Annotated in this window: 15 protein-coding genes; 6 read left to right on the top strand and 9 right to left on the bottom strand. The window is 64.2% G+C overall.

The annotated features are described in order from the left end of the window. Positions 1–170 precede the first annotated feature (170 nt). From ACIBG0_RS23475 to ACIBG0_RS23485, 3 genes are all read left to right on the top strand, one after another. The gene (locus ACIBG0_RS23475; RefSeq protein WP_397035096.1) at positions 171–1,187 is read left to right on the top strand and encodes an alpha/beta hydrolase; all 1,017 of its coding nucleotides are present in this window, start codon (positions 171–173) and stop codon (positions 1,185–1,187) included. A 102-nt stretch (positions 1,188–1,289) separates the two neighbouring features. Continuing rightward, a complete protein-coding gene (locus ACIBG0_RS23480; protein WP_397035097.1) occupies positions 1,290–2,375 on the top strand; it encodes an S-(hydroxymethyl)mycothiol dehydrogenase in 1,086 nt (361 codons plus the stop codon). Further along, positions 2,372–2,998 (top strand): MBL fold metallo-hydrolase, encoded by a 627-nt coding sequence (locus tag ACIBG0_RS23485; RefSeq protein ID WP_397035098.1) that lies wholly within the window; start codon positions 2,372–2,374, stop codon positions 2,996–2,998. Before ACIBG0_RS23480 ends, ACIBG0_RS23485 begins: the two co-directional genes overlap by 4 nt. 65 nt (positions 2,999–3,063) lie before the next feature. On the opposite strand, the gene ACIBG0_RS23490 is transcribed toward ACIBG0_RS23485, so the two are convergent. From ACIBG0_RS23490 to ACIBG0_RS23500, 3 genes are all read right to left on the bottom strand, one after another. After that, on the bottom strand, positions 3,064–3,519 hold the full coding sequence (locus tag ACIBG0_RS23490) for an SRPBCC family protein (RefSeq protein WP_397035099.1): 456 nt from the start codon (positions 3,517–3,519) through the stop codon (positions 3,064–3,066). Between the two features lie 38 nt (positions 3,520–3,557). Continuing rightward, entirely contained in the window at positions 3,558–4,400 is an 843-nt protein-coding gene (locus tag ACIBG0_RS23495) for an alpha/beta fold hydrolase (protein ID WP_397035100.1), read from the bottom strand. Positions 4,401–4,490: 90 nt separating this feature from the next. After that, on the bottom strand, positions 4,491–5,330 hold the full coding sequence (locus ACIBG0_RS23500) for a DUF72 domain-containing protein (RefSeq protein WP_397035101.1): 840 nt from the start codon (positions 5,328–5,330) through the stop codon (positions 4,491–4,493). 99 nt (positions 5,331–5,429) lie between these two features. Between ACIBG0_RS23500 and ACIBG0_RS23505 the strand changes: the two genes are divergently transcribed. Next, positions 5,430–5,741, top strand: coding sequence for a pyrimidine/purine nucleoside phosphorylase (locus ACIBG0_RS23505; protein ID WP_397035102.1), 312 nt, complete (start codon positions 5,430–5,432; stop codon positions 5,739–5,741). Positions 5,742–5,746: 5 nt separating this feature from the next. Here the strand turns inward: ACIBG0_RS23505 and ACIBG0_RS23510 are convergent, their stop codons facing one another. The 4 genes from ACIBG0_RS23510 to ACIBG0_RS23525 form a co-directional block, all read right to left on the bottom strand. Next, entirely contained in the window at positions 5,747–6,592 is an 846-nt protein-coding gene (locus ACIBG0_RS23510; RefSeq protein ID WP_397035103.1) for an NAD-dependent protein deacetylase, read from the bottom strand. A 140-nt stretch (positions 6,593–6,732) separates the two neighbouring features. After that, positions 6,733–7,281, bottom strand: coding sequence for a YceI family protein (locus ACIBG0_RS23515; RefSeq protein ID WP_397035104.1), 549 nt, complete (start codon positions 7,279–7,281; stop codon positions 6,733–6,735). A 97-nt stretch (positions 7,282–7,378) separates the two neighbouring features. Beyond that, positions 7,379–8,473, bottom strand: a complete 1,095-nt coding sequence (locus tag ACIBG0_RS23520) for an LLM class flavin-dependent oxidoreductase (protein ID WP_397035105.1) — start codon at positions 8,471–8,473, stop codon at positions 7,379–7,381. Positions 8,474–8,554: 81 nt separating this feature from the next. Next, positions 8,555–9,256: a TetR/AcrR family transcriptional regulator C-terminal domain-containing protein gene (locus ACIBG0_RS23525; protein ID WP_397035106.1), complete on the bottom strand. Its 702-nt coding sequence runs from the start codon at positions 9,254–9,256 to the stop codon at positions 8,555–8,557. Positions 9,257–9,309: 53 nt separating this feature from the next. Between ACIBG0_RS23525 and ACIBG0_RS23530 the strand changes: the two genes are divergently transcribed. Together ACIBG0_RS23530 and ACIBG0_RS23535 are read left to right on the top strand one after the other, a co-directional pair. Then, the gene (locus tag ACIBG0_RS23530; protein ID WP_397035107.1) at positions 9,310–10,767 is read left to right on the top strand and encodes an MFS transporter; all 1,458 of its coding nucleotides are present in this window, start codon (positions 9,310–9,312) and stop codon (positions 10,765–10,767) included. A gap of 179 nt (positions 10,768–10,946) precedes the next feature. After that, a complete protein-coding gene (locus ACIBG0_RS23535) occupies positions 10,947–11,729 on the top strand; it encodes a hypothetical protein (RefSeq protein WP_397035108.1) in 783 nt (260 codons plus the stop codon). A 118-nt stretch (positions 11,730–11,847) separates the two neighbouring features. Here ACIBG0_RS23535 and ACIBG0_RS23540 read toward each other — a convergent pair whose 3' ends face one another. Beyond that, positions 11,848–12,978 carry a serine hydrolase domain-containing protein gene (locus ACIBG0_RS23540; RefSeq protein WP_397035109.1) on the bottom strand — a complete coding sequence of 377 codons (1,131 nt, stop codon included), beginning with the start codon at positions 12,976–12,978 and terminating at the stop codon, positions 11,848–11,850. A 123-nt stretch (positions 12,979–13,101) separates the two neighbouring features. Further along, positions 13,102–13,755 carry an SDR family NAD(P)-dependent oxidoreductase gene (locus tag ACIBG0_RS23545; RefSeq protein WP_397035110.1) on the bottom strand — a complete coding sequence of 218 codons (654 nt, stop codon included), beginning with the start codon at positions 13,753–13,755 and terminating at the stop codon, positions 13,102–13,104. Between the last annotated feature and the right edge of the window lie 123 nt (positions 13,756–13,878).

Consider the following 13,878-nt stretch of genomic DNA (forward strand, 5'->3'; position numbering starts at 1 on the left):
GCGGAGCGGCCCGTCGTTCTCGATCGCACGAATGCCGCTCTGGCTTCCGCACGGCGCTACGGATGGCCGAGCGCGAACTCACCGACTGACCCGTCACTCGACCTACCGACCACCGGCTACTGTCGCACACTGGCGGGAGAATTCGGCCGGGCTGGGAGAGGTGGTAGCTGATGGGTATCGGTGGCCTTCGATTGGCCTCGGTTGTCGCCGCCGTTGTGCTCGGATCCGTTGTGGCCGGACCTCATTCGTGTGCGGCACCGGGATCGGCGGTGACCGGTGACGGGTCGAGGATTACCAACGTCCAGGTTCGAGATGATCGGCACCTCATGCTGACGGTGTATTCAGCGGCGATGGGGCGTGACTTTTCGGTGGAGGTGCAGCGGCCCGCTGATACCGGGGTTCCACGGCCGACGTTGTACCTGTTGGCAGGGGTCGATGGTGGGGCCGATGGAGCGACATGGGGTACGAAGACCGATGTCATGGGGTTTTTCGGGGATAAGAACGTCAATGTGGTGCAGCCGCTCGGTGGGGCCTTCAGCTATTACGCCGACTGGCGGGCACCGGACCCGGCGTTGGGGATCAACAAGTGGCAGACGTATCTGACTCGGGAATTGGTTCCATTGATCGATAGCGCGTTGGGCACCAATGGGCGCAATGCCATTGCGGGGATCTCCACATCGGGTACATCCGTACTTTCACTGGCGATTTCGAATCCAGGTTTGTACCGATCCGTCGGCGCATTCAGCGGATGTGCGCAGATCAGTGATCCGGTCGGGCAGGCGTTCGTCGCACTTTCGGTGCGCAAGGGCGGCGGCGATCCGGTGAATATGTATGGCCAGCCGCAGGATCCGATGTGGGCAGCCAACGATCCGTATGTCCATGCCGAAGCCCTGCGCGGGCTCAATCTGTACCTGTCGGCTGGGAGTGGATTGCCCGGCCCATACGACAATCCCACCGATCCGCATACGCAGAGCTGGGCAGAGGGCGGGCTGCCCCTGCAGGTGACGATGGGCGGTGCGATCGAAGGGTCGACCGCCTGGTGCACCCGCAACATGCAGACCCGACTGAATCAACTCGGCATTCCCGCCACCTACGACCTCGAACCCACTGGCACTCATTCCTGGGGTTACTGGGAACGCGCGCTCGAGGATTCCTGGCCGGTTCTCGCCAACGGACTCGGCGCCTGATCTGCCCCTCGGCCGATTTGTAGAAGCAGAGCGGGTCCGCGCGGTTCAATTGTCCGATGGCACCGGACCTGTCCGAGCACCATCCAACACTTAGGAGGATTCGTGTCCGAAACCGTGCGTGGCGTGGTTGCCCGTAGTAAGGGCGCACCGGTCGAACTCGTCGATATCGTGATCCCGGATCCCGGGCCGCACGATGTGGTGGTGCGCGTTCAGTCCTGCGGGGTGTGCCATACCGATCTGCACTATCGCGAGGGCGGTATCAACGACGAGTTCCCGTTCCTGCTCGGGCATGAGGCGGCGGGCATCGTGGAGACGGTCGGGGAGGCGGTAACCCATGTTGTCGCGGGTGATTTCGTCATTCTGAACTGGCGCGCGGTGTGCGGTGAATGTCGGGCGTGTAAGCGCGGCCGCCCGTGGTACTGCTTCGCCAGCCACAATGCCAGCAAGAAGATGACGCTCGCCGACGGCACCGAACTCAGCCCCGCCCTCGGCATCGGCGCATTCGCGGATAAGACCCTGGTGCACGAGGGGCAGTGCACCAGGGTCGACTCGGCTGCCGATCCGGCCGTCGCCGGACTGCTCGGCTGCGGCGTCATGGCGGGTCTCGGCGCGGCAATGAACACCGGCAATGTGTCGCGCGGCGATACGGTCGCGGTCATCGGCTGCGGCGGTGTCGGCGATGCCGCCATCGCGGGTGCGCGACTGGCCGGTGCGCGGACCATTATCGCGATCGATCGCGATCCCCAGAAGCTCAGCTGGGCAAAGGAATTCGGTGCCACCCACACCATCGATGCGACCGAAGCCGATGTCGTCGAGCAGATCCAGGAATACACCGACGGCTTCGGTGCGGATGTGGTCATCGACGCGGTCGGCCGCCCGGAAACCTGGAAACAGGCTTTCTATGGTCGTGACCTGGCGGGCACCGTCGTGCTGGTCGGCGTCCCGACCCCGGATATGACCATCGAGATGCCGCTGATCGACCTGTTCTCCCATGGCGGCGCGCTGAAATCTTCCTGGTACGGCGACAGCCTGCCCGAACGCGATTTCCCGATGCTGGTCGATCTGTACCTGCAGGGCCGACTTCCATTGGAGCGCTTCGTCACCGAGCGCATCGCCCTGGACCAAGTCGAGAAGGCCTTCTCCGCAATGCATGCCGGTGAGGTGCTGCGTTCGGTGGTGGTCTGGTGAGCCTGCGCATCGATCGCGTCGTCACCTCCGGCACCTTCTCGCTCGACGGCGGCACCTGGGACGTCGATAATAATGTGTGGCTGATCGGCGACGATACCGAAGTGGTCATCGTCGACGCGGCCCATAATGCCGACGCGATCATCGCTGCCGTCGGCAACCGCGAGGTCCGCGCGGTCGTCTGCACCCACGGTCACAATGACCACGTCACCGTCGCACCGGAACTCGCGAAACGTCTCGACGCCCCGATCCTGCTCCATCCCGGCGACGATCCCCTCTGGCGCATGACCCACCCCGACGTCGACTACCGATCACTGGCCGACACGCAGCGAATCACCGTGGCGGGCACCGATATCGAGGTCATGCACACCCCGGGCCACTCCCCCGGCTCGGTCTCGCTCTACCTACCCGAGGCCGCCGCCCTCTGCACAGGCGACACCCTGTTCAACGGCGGCCCGGGCGCCACCGGCCGCTCATTCTCCGACTTCGACACCATCATCGACTCCATCCGAGATCGCCTCCTGACCCTCCCGGAAGAAACCACCGTCCACACCGGCCACGGCGACACCACCACCATCGGCACCGAAAAACCCGCACTCGCCAACTGGATCGCCCGGGGCCACTGAGCCGGAATCAAGATCAGGTGGAGTCGGTATCGACCGATGCCGCCATGGATTCCACCTGATCTTGATTACTCGACGTGGGCCTTGATGCGTTCGAGGGTTCGGCGCATGCCGTTGCGGTTGGTTTCGGCGCGGGCGCGGCCCGCTAGGAGCCAGTAGAGGCGGAGCGGGAGGCTGTTTTCGTTCAATTGGAAGGATTCGGTCACGTCGGTGCCGCCATCGACGGGCTCGAAACGGTAGCGCCAGGTGTTGACCGCCATTCCGCGTGGTCCGAGCACAGTGAAGGCGAACTCACGTCCGGGATCGCATGCGACGATCCGGCAGACCGTCCAATACTTCAGCCCCCAGCCATTGCGGTTGACGTGCCCGCGGAACTTGACGCCGACGGCGGGAGCCGTTGCCCCGCCGAGCCATTCGGTGTCGAAGGTCTCCGGCGAGAACTTCCCGGTATTCGTGATATCGCTGACCAACCCCCAGATCTTGTCCGCGGGTGCCGCCATTCGAATCGTCACGCTATCGTGCATGCCTGCACGCTAGCAGGCGCCTTCTCAGACAGATCCGCTCAGCGCGGATCGATGCCGGTCCAGAAGTCGACCAGGTCGGCGCAGACGCGGGCCGGGCGCTGTTCGTTCGGCACGTGGCCGATGCGGTCGTAAACCGCGGTACGCGCGCCCAATTCCTCGGCATAGCGTTCGTGCACGCTCGGCGGCCAGAGATCACCGGAGTTGCCGTAGGCGATGAGAATCGGAAGGCCGCAGGCGCGCAGGGCGGCGGTAGCGTCGGTCGAACCCTCCATGACGCGCATGATGCCGACCAAATTCGCCTTCTTGGTCGTGAAGATGCGGTTGCGCAGGAATTCGAGCTGCGCAGGCGGAACCAGTGCCGCCATTGCCCGACTCATCTGCTCCCACAGCGCTTGCTGGCCACCGCTCTCGATGAGCTGGACGACCAATTGCGGTGGTGCGAAGTTGATATCGCAGGTCGAGGACAGGCCGGAGGCGAGCAGGGTGAGACTGCGGAAGCGGTCCGGATGCGCGGCAAGGGCGGCGCGGGCGACATAGCCGCCGAACGAGTGGCCGACCAGGTGAATCGGTGTGTCGTTCGAGATCTGGTCGGCGACGACGATCAGATCGTCGGCGAAATCGGCCATGGTGTATCCGGATACGTCATCGGGGCCGTCGGACTGCCACTGCCCGCGCTGATCATAAGCGACACAACGGAATCCAGCTGCGGACAGAATCGGCAGCATGGCCTCGAAGTCTTCTTTGGAGCCGGTGAAGCCGGGGACCAAGAGGACCGTGCCGCGCATCTCGACATCGTGCGGCGGCACGGATTCCCAGGCGGCCAGCGTGCCCGCCCCGCCGTGCAGGGTGAAGGATGCGGACTGCGCGGTGGCGTGGCTCATCGGTATCCTCCATCGTGCTCGGCACTAGTGCGGCAACACCGTCCATTCTAACCGAGCGCACATTCGGGATTGTTATTTATTCGAGATATTTCAGAATAAGGTCATCGGCTCGGTCGGAATGGGTTCGGGCAGCGGCTCGAGTTCGGGCAGGCGGGCGCGCACCTCGTCGTGGAAGCGGCGGGCGAGGTGCAGGGCGGAGGCGTTGTCCGGGGTGTGGATGAAAACCGTCGGTGAGCGGCCCTCGCGCAGCCATGCGATGACGATGTCGAGCCAGGGTTGCCAGCCAGCAATCGTGCGCCCGGCCGAATCGCGGCCGTGATAGCGGACGATCGGGAATTCGGTGAGCGCTCGCGTGCGGCGCGGCACCCGCGGTTTCTTCGCCCGCGCCTCGGCCTCCACTTCACTCTCGGCGGGTCCTTCGAAAAGCAAAGTGGTGTCGAAGGGCACCCATTCGGCACCTGCGCGCGCGAGCACCTGCTCCAATTGCCGTGCGGCGCTGTCATTTTCGAAGAACGCCGGATGACGGACCTCGACGGCGGACCGGTACGAGTCGGGCAGCGTGCGCAGGAAACCTGCCAGTGTCCCCAGATCGGTCGGACCGAATGACCCCGGCAACTGCACCCACAGCGCATGGATGCGCGGACCGAGCGGCTGCATCGCATCCAGGAAGGTGCGCAGTTCGACCTCCGCACCGTGCAGCCTGCGCTCATGCGTAATCGGCTTGGGCAGTTTGATGACGAAACGGAAGTCCGGATCGGTCTGCTTCGCCCACGACTGCACCGTGTTGCGGGTCGGCGTCGCATAGAACGTCGTATTGCCTTCCACCGCAGTGCACCACGAGGCGTAATGCCGCAACCGCTCGGCCGGAATCGGTTGATATTCCTGCCATGCCGCGTGCGTCCACATCGCACATCCCACGTGAAGCCGCATGACAGCGACGCTAACGCACCCACCGGCCACCCGTCCGGGCGGTAGAGGCGGGTTCACGTACGCTGACGGCTGCACCTCCAGCACCTCGGGAAAGAGATCATGACGCGGTTCGAGAACGTCAGCGTGGCCAAGAAGGCCAATGTGTACTTCGACGGCAAATGCATCAGCCACAGCATCGAGCTGGCCGATGGCACCGCGAAGTCGGTCGGCGTCATCCTGCCGTCTACCCTGAGGTTCAATACGGTCGAGCCGGAGATCATGGAGCTGATCCAGGGCGAATGCAAGGTCACCCTTGCTGGCGAAACCGAAGCCACGACCTACCGGGGCGGCGAATCGTTCGAGGTACCGGGCAATAGCTCATTCGAGATCGAGGCGCTTTCGACGCTGCACTACGTCTGCCACTTCGGCTGAGCCGGTCAGACCGGCACTGCACCCAGGGAATCTGCCAGCGCGGTCAACACATCCGCGCACCCTGCACCGACGGTGAGCGCGGCGAGGTCATCCCCTCGGGTGCGGCCGCGGTTCACGATGGCGACCGGCCTGCCCTGTTTCGCCGCATATCGTACGAACCGCAGCCCGGACATGACCGTCAACGACGAACCCGCCACCAATAGCGCGTCGGCCGCCTCGACCATGTCGAATGCGGCGGCGACGCGCTCTTTGGGGACGTTCTCCCCGAAGTACACAATGTCCGGTTTGAGCATGCCGCCGCAGCGCTCGCAGTCCACCATCCGAAAACTCGCGGTATCGGCGACCACCGCGTCCGCATCCGGCGCGACCTCCACCCCGGTCGCCGTCGCCGATGCCGCGAAACCGGGATTGGCGGCCTCCAAACGCTCGGCCAGGGTCATCCGCGAAATCAACGCCTCGCAGCCGAGGCACCGCACGCGCGCATAGGTCCCGTGCAGATCGATGACCCGGCGATGCCCAGCCTTCGTATGCAGCAGATCGACATTCTGCGTGATCACCCCGGTGACGACGCCAGCCCGCTCCAACCGCGCCAACGCTCGATGCGCCGGATTCGGCCGTGACCCGTCCATGGCCCGCCAACCGATGTGATTGCGCGCCCAGTACCGCTGTCGAAATGCCGCATCCCCCACGAACTGCTGATACGTCATCGGTGTCCGCACCGGAGAGCCAGGCCCCCGATAATCCGGAATTCCACTGTCGGTCGACACCCCGGCCCCCGTCAGCACCGCCACCCGCCGCGCCGTCAGGAGCCCGGACAACCGCTCGACAGCGGAGTCGAAATCAGCGGACATGGGATCCAGAGTAAGCGCGGGGGACGCCAGTCGGCGAAGCCGACGGGGTGGGTAAGCACGGGGGACGGCAGTCGGCGGAGCCGACGGGGTGGGTAAGCACAGCCGCCCGGTCGATAACCCCGGGCGGCGGCGCGAGCCGATCAGGACTGCAGACCGACTTCGATCTCCAGGGTGAGGGTGATCTTGTCGCCGATCACCGCGCCACCGTCGGGCAGCGGCATATCAATCGTGATGCCGAAGTCGCGGCGGTTGATGACGGTCTTCGCCTCGAAACCTGCGACCGGGCCTTGGCCCATACCCGGGTTGACGCCGAGGAATTCGACATCGAGGGAGACCGGACGGGTGGTGCCGCGGATGGTGAATTCACCGTCGACGACGAAATCCTCGCCGTTGACACGGAATCCGGTCGACTTGAAGGTGGCCACCGGGAAATCGGCGGCGTGGAAGAAGTCGGCGGTGCGCAGGTGCGCGTCACGCTGCTCGTTATCAGTGGTCACCGACTCGACCTGGATCTCGGCCTCGGCCGAGGCGGTGCCGTCCTCATTGATGACCAGCTTCCCGGAGAAGTCGGCGAACCGACCGCGGACCTTGCTGACCATCAGGTGACGCACGGTGAATCCGAGGGTGGAGTGGGTGGGATCGATGACCCAGGTGCCTGCGGTCAGGGTCTTTGCGGTGGTAGTCGACATTGTCGGTCTCCTCGTGTAGTTGAGATTTCAATTACTTGGATACAGCTATTCAGTTCTGGCATTACCGGACCGGCGCGCCGTTGCGTCGGGGATCAGATCAGCGCGCGATCGCCACGGCCTCGTCCCGGGCCGCGACCAATGACGCATGAGTCGGCGCATCCGGGACATGAGCCGGGCGCAGTGCGTCGAACTCCTTGCGCAGCACCGGAACCACTTCCGCACCGAGCAGATCGAGTTGCTCCAGCACCGTTTTCAACGGTAGACCCGCGTGGTCCATCAGGAACAGCTGTCGCTGATAGTCGCCGAAGCTTTCGCGGAACGTCATAGTCTTTTCGATGACCTGCTGCGGACTGCCGACGGTCAGCGGTGTCTGCTCGGTGAAGTCCTCGAGCGACGGGCCGTGGCCGTAGACCGGCGCGTTATCGAAGTAGGGCCGGAATTCGCGCACCGCGTCCTGAGAGTTCTTACGCATGAACGCCTGTCCGCCCAGGCCGACTATGGCTTGGTCGGCGGAGCCGTGGCCATAATGCTCGTAGCGTCGCCGATACAGCTCGATCAGGCGCTGGAAGTGTTCCTTCGGCCAGAAAATATTGTTCGCGAAAAAGCCGTCGCCGTAATAGGCGGCCTGCTCGGCGATTTCCGGACTGCGAATCGACCCGTGCCAGACGAACGGCGCCACGCCGTCCAGCGGTCGCGGCGTTGCGGTGAACGACTGCAATGGAGTGCGGAATCGGCCCTCCCAGTCGACCACATCCTCGCGCCAAAGCCGGTGCAGCAGCTGATAGTTCTCGATGGCCAGCGGGATGCCTTCGCGAATGTCCTTGCCGAACCACGGGTAGACCGGGCCGGTGTTACCGCGGCCGAGCATCAGATCCACACGTCCGTCGGCCAGATGCTGCAGCATGGCGAAGTCCTCGGCGATCTTCACCGGATCGTTGGTGGTGATGAGGGTCGTCGCGGTGGACAGCTGCAACCGCTCGGTCTGCGCGGCTATATAGGCGAGCATGGTGGTCGGCGACGACGGCACGAACGGCGGGTTGTGATGCTCGCCGGTGGCGAATACGTCCAGGCCGACTTCTTCGGCCTTACGTGCGATCGCGACCATCGCCTTGATGCGCTCGTGCTCGGTCGGGGCCCGACCTGTCGTCGGGTCGAGCGTCACATCGCCCACGGTGAAAATTCCGAACTGCACGTCGCCTCCTCTCGGAAAGTCTGACACCTATTTGGTGGATATGGCAACCAACAGGGCGGTGTCGTCATCTATTCCCGAGGATCACTTGCGCAACCGCGACTCCAGGCCGTCCATCACACAGAGCAGACCGAAATCGAAGGCCATCGCGCGGGCGGTCTGATAATCGGCGGGTTGCATCTTCCGGTAGTCGTCGAGCATCTCCGGATAGTCGGAGGCGAGCTCATCCATGACATCGAGCACCATCTCCTTGTCGAAACCCTTGTCGCCGAATGCCTTCGCCGCGGTGATCTCCGGAATGACCTGCCCGAGGACATAGCTCGTCACGGTGCCACTCGCGAGGTAGATATCGACGCCGGTGAATCCGGCATCGATGAAGGTGCGGCGCAGCCGATCACTGAGTTCGAAGGCCTTTGGGCCCACGCTCGGCAGGGAGCCGATCAAGGTGGTCACCCAGGTGTGGGCGAGCATGGTGAGTCGGAAGTTGTAGGCGTAGGTCGTGACGACCTCACGCCAGGAGGCCTGGTCCGGATCCGGAATGTGCACCAGACCCCAGATCTCGTCGAGGACGAGTTCGAGCAGCTCATCCTTATTCGCGACATGCCAGTAGAGGCTCGTCGCACCCGCATCGAGCTTCGCGCCGAGCTTTCGCATGCTCAGCGCGCCGAGCCCGTCGGCGTCCAATACCTCGATTGCGGCGGCGACGATCTGGTCGCGGCGCAGTCCAGCCGCCTTCGGCTGGCGCGGCTCACGGGTCCACACCGAGGAGAACTGCTGCTTTGTCACATCGTCAGCATAATTCTCTCGCACGTTGTGCGATTCTATCGTACGGTGTTCGAGTGGAATCGAACGTTGTACGAGACCCTCGCCGCTGGTGGATTCTGGGGGTCCTCTGTCTGTCGCTGCTGGTGCTGATGATCGACGGCACCGTGCTCAATATCGCTATTCCGTCCCTGATCCGGGAACTCGACGCGACGCCGTCGGATGTCCAGTGGATCCTCGACGCCTACGTCCTCGTCTTCGCTGGACTGTTGCTCACCGCGGGCAGCCTGTCCGACCGGTTCGGGCGGCGGCGCATGCTGGTGCTCGGCCTGGCACTATTCGGCGCGGCATCGCTTGCCGCCGTCATGGCCACCGAGCCGTGGGAGGTGGTCGGCGCCCGCGCGCTCATGGGCGTCGGCGGTTCACTGCTGATGCCATCGACCCTGTCCATTCTGATGACCACCTTCGCCGAAGACGAGCGGCGCAAAGCGATGGCCGCCTGGTCCACCGTCTCCATGGTCGGCATCGTCCTCGGGCCGACGCTGGGCGGCTTTCTGCTGCAGCACTATTGGTGGGGTTCGGTGTTCCTGCTCAATATCCCGGTAGCGGTGCTCGCGATTGTCGCCGCGCTGGTCCTGATGCCGGAATCCACCGGTGAGCAGCGGCCGGTCGACCTGGTCGGCGTGCTGCTTTCCATCGTCGCGCTCACCTCGACGGTCTACGTGATCATCGAGCGCGAGTGGAATATTCCGATGATCGGCCTCGCCGTGGTCACAGGGCTGGCCTTCGTGGTCTGGGAGAGCCGGTCGGCACATCCGATGCTGCCGCTGGCGGTATTTCGCAATCGCGATTTCACCGGCACCTGCTGCACACTGCTGCTGATGGTGTTCGGTATGGGCGCGATCATGCTGATGCTCACCCAGTATCTGCAGTTCGTACTCGGCTACGGACCGATGAAGGCGGGACTTGCCCTGCTGCCGTATGCGGTGGCCGCGGCGGTGTGCAACGGTCTCGGCGCGACGCTGGGCAAGAAGTTGACCAATAAGACGCTCATCGTCGCCGGTCTACTGGTCATGGGCGGGGCGTTCGCGATCCTGGCCGTCGGTTCCGGATATTTCGCGGTACTGGCCAGCATGCTGGTCATGGGGATCGGCGGCGGTCTGGCGGGGCCGGCCGCGTATGCCGCGATCATGAGCGCGATTCCGCTGGAACATGCCGGCGTCGGCTCCGCCATGAACGACACATTGCAGCAGGTCGGCATGGCCATCAGCATTGCGGTCCTCGGCAGCGTACTGGCCGGTGTGTTCACCTCGCATATGCCCGAGGACGCACCCGCCGCCGCACGTGAATCCATCGGCGCCGCATTCCAACTCGGCTACGCCGAACCGGCCAAGGACGCGTTCACCGATGCCATGTCGACCGGCGCCTGGATCAGTGCGGGCTTCAGCATCGCCGCCGCCCTACTCGGACTGGCGCTGCTACGAACACGCCCCGCACCGCAGATCGATACACCGGAGGAAGTAACCGTGTCATAGCTGACATCGATTTTTCGTTCCGAATCAGCTCGTCTCGCACCGCAGGCTCGGCTAGGCTCCCCTCGACCTCCTTGCCGCACATATGAGTACATTTGCGCGGGGAGCATCTCGAGCAGGAGAGTCGAGCCTGCCCGGTCCGTTGGGAAAAGCGAATGATCTGATGACTGAACGGAATCCGAATGAAGCTTTGCGATAGCACTGCGGCGGCGATCCTTGTCATCGGTGCCGTGACCTTGGGCGCCGGAGTCTCGCATGCCGAGCCGGTCGCCGCGCCCGCGCGGCAGGACATCACTTACTCGGTCAAACTAGTCGACAAGACCGTGGTGGCCAGCGTGCGTAATGGCACCTTCACCCTCTCCAAGGCGGCGAAAAGCGAGTTCGCGGCCGGTGGCGACGGGCGGCTGGTCGACAAGGACGGCACGCTGGTCGATAAAGACGGCAAGGCCGCCGAGATCGCCGATGTGGTCGATGTCGTCGATCTAGCCGATACCGACGGGCACGTCGTCCTGACGCTGCCACTGCGGTTCCGGGCCGGCGAGATCGATATCCCGGTCAAGCCGGCGCTCGAGAAGGACGGCACAGTGCTGGAACTGGCGCCGCAGAAGCCAGACGGACTCGACATCTCGCAGTCACTGGCCGTCAAGCCGGTCGCATCGATGACCGAAAACAACCGCGCTCGCGATGAATTCGCCACGCAGTTCGGCCTGGCCACCGCGATCGGCGGCTTCGTCGGTACCGCGATCGGCGCGGTCGTCGGATGTGTCGCCACCATTGTCGCCGGCTGCATCCTCGGCTTGACCACCGGTGCTGCCCTTGGCGGGATCATCGGCACGGTCGCCGTGGGCGGACCGGTCCTGATCGCCTCCGGCGTGGATTACGTCAACACGATGATGTCTCCGGACGGCACCAGCCGGTTCGCGGATAAGACGACGACTCAACCAATTCCAGCCGCACCGAAATAGGCCATCGGCTATTCGCGGTCGCTGGCCTAGCGAAAGGCCAGCGACCGCGCTGCCGCGCGCAACGGTTCGGTGGAGTGCAGGATGCGGCTCAGAATGCGCGAGTTCGCTATCGGCCATCTCACTCGCAGAAGGCGGCGTCTACCAGGCCGTCCAAGGCGGGCTTGTAGCCGAGGCCGAACAGCGGTGGGACCTGGTTGAGGCTGACGGTTACCGAGCGGCCGGGGGTGTAGCCACCGAAGACGAAGAACCCGTCCATGACGCCACCGTGACTCCAGATATCGACGCCGCAACCATTGGTGCGATGGAAAATGCCGAGACCGACGTCGTCGGGCAGGGCTGGGTCACCGCCGTGGATGGTGTGCTGCATTTGGGCGAGTTCGATTGGACGAAGCAGGTTTCCGGTAAGTAGGGCGGTGAAGAAGCGGTTCAGGTCGGCATTGGTGGAGACCAGCGCGCCATCGGCCAAGCCCCAGCCCGGGTCGATATCGGTGATGTCGACCTGGACGCCGTTGAAGATCTGATACGCACGCGGATGGGGACCGCGAATCACATTCTCGTGCGGGAATGCGGGCCAATAGGTATCGCGCAGTTGCAGCGGCTCGAGGATCCGGGAGGTCACCTCGGCACCTACCGGACGTCCCGTGATCTGCTCGATCAGTTTTCCGGCCAGCAGGTAATTGGTATTGGAGTAGCTGAAAGCCGAACCTGGCGGGAACAGCGCGGGCATATCCACACCGAGTCGGATCAGTTGATCCGCGTTTTGGTACCGCTGCAATGCCTCGACCGAGCCCCAGTCCAATCGAACGAGATAGTCCGGAATACCGCTGGTGTGCTGTAACAAATTTCGGACAGTGATCAGATTTCCGTCGCCGCCAGGGCCGCGCACCACACCGGGTAGATAATGCTCGATCGGTGCGTCGAGCTGGATTCGCCCCTCCCCCACCAACTGCAGCACCACGGTCGCCACAAATGTCTTGGTATTGCTGGCGATCCGGACCTGTGCGTCATCGGGAAATGCCGCGCGCGTCGCGAGATCGCCGACACCGCTATTGAACTGGGTGGCGTCGCCGTCGGCGGTGACGACCAGCTGTGCACCCGGAACGAAAGTCGAACGGACAAGGCCATCCAGCCCGGCTTGCAGCACGTTGAGGCGCACCGGTGCCGGTTGGGCCGAGGACGCCGCCAGATGCGGCAGCACCGAGATCATCAGTGCGGTGACCAGAGCCGTCGTTACCTTGAACCGCCGCATTCATCCTCCCTCGCCAAGGCCCGCGGCCGTTCCTTCGGTGTGGATGGTGATACCGGCGCGGGCCCCATCCGGTTCGAAGAAAATCCGGCGCAGGCGCGTCGTTGGTTGGAACATCCGGTCGAATCAGCCGCTGTAGGACACATGCGGCGTCCAGTCGTCGAGGGGACGGACGGCGGCGGCGTGCAACGCCGCGGCAACCCGCTCCCGAGTAAACGCCCCCGCACCGAGCACACCGTTGATCTGCACGGCAACGGCACGGAAACCGTCGGGGGCCATGGTGGTGTCCAGACTGGTGACGAGATTGCGCACCGCCGCCTTCTGCACGCCGAGGGAAGCGGCTTCATTCCACGGCTTATCCGCCGCCGCGCTGCCCGTGACCAGCACGCGCGCACCATTGGCAAAGAACGGCCGCGCGGCCTGCACCGCGGGCAGCAGCGCCGCGGCGCCGATCGTGAAGTCCTCGATCAGTTCCGCGACGGTCAATCGCAGCGGATCCGCCTGCCGGAAGATGCTCGGGTTGAAGTGCAGCACGTCGATCCGCCCGTGCCGCTGGCCCACCTCGGTCACAGTACGAGTGACATCATCGGGATCGGCCAGATCGACACCAACACCTTCGGCATCGAAACCCTCGTCCAGCAGCTCCTTCGCCAGCGGCTCGGCCTCCGCGACGGTCCGACAGGCCAGCACCACCACATATCCGTCGCGCGCGAAAAGCCGGCCGACGGACAATCCGAGGCCGGGACCGGCACCGAGGATGAGCAACACTGGAGCAGCCATGTATACGAGACTAGATCGTGAAACCGTGCAGATCACACTGTCGGATTGTTGCCCGCCCCGATCGGCGTCGGTAAGACTGGAAAGGTTGAACTGACTCTTTCCAGTGACCTGCAACCAGTCACT

It is taken from the genome of Nocardia sp. NPDC050630, assembly GCF_044457245.1.
GTDB lineage: Bacteria > Actinomycetota > Actinomycetes > Mycobacteriales > Mycobacteriaceae > Nocardia.

Coding starts and splice junctions, on each gene's coding strand:
- ACIBG0_RS23490 (WP_397035099.1), bottom strand. CDS start 3,519: ATGCACGATAGCGTGACGATTCGAATGGCGGCACCCGCGGACAAGATC.
- ACIBG0_RS23535 (WP_397035108.1), top strand. CDS start 10,947: ATGAAGCTTTGCGATAGCACTGCGGCGGCGATCCTTGTCATCGGTGCC.
- ACIBG0_RS23510 (WP_397035103.1), bottom strand. CDS start 6,592: ATGTCCGCTGATTTCGACTCCGCTGTCGAGCGGTTGTCCGGGCTCCTG.
- ACIBG0_RS23540 (WP_397035109.1), bottom strand. CDS start 12,978: ATGCGGCGGTTCAAGGTAACGACGGCTCTGGTCACCGCACTGATGATC.
- ACIBG0_RS23500 (WP_397035101.1), bottom strand. CDS start 5,330: ATGCGGCTTCACGTGGGATGTGCGATGTGGACGCACGCGGCATGGCAG.
- ACIBG0_RS23545 (WP_397035110.1), bottom strand. CDS start 13,755: ATGGCTGCTCCAGTGTTGCTCATCCTCGGTGCCGGTCCCGGCCTCGGA.
- ACIBG0_RS23475 (WP_397035096.1), top strand. CDS start 171: ATGGGTATCGGTGGCCTTCGATTGGCCTCGGTTGTCGCCGCCGTTGTG.
- ACIBG0_RS23495 (WP_397035100.1), bottom strand. CDS start 4,400: ATGAGCCACGCCACCGCGCAGTCCGCATCCTTCACCCTGCACGGCGGG.
- ACIBG0_RS23505 (WP_397035102.1), top strand. CDS start 5,430: ATGACGCGGTTCGAGAACGTCAGCGTGGCCAAGAAGGCCAATGTGTAC.
- ACIBG0_RS23515 (WP_397035104.1), bottom strand. CDS start 7,281: ATGTCGACTACCACCGCAAAGACCCTGACCGCAGGCACCTGGGTCATC.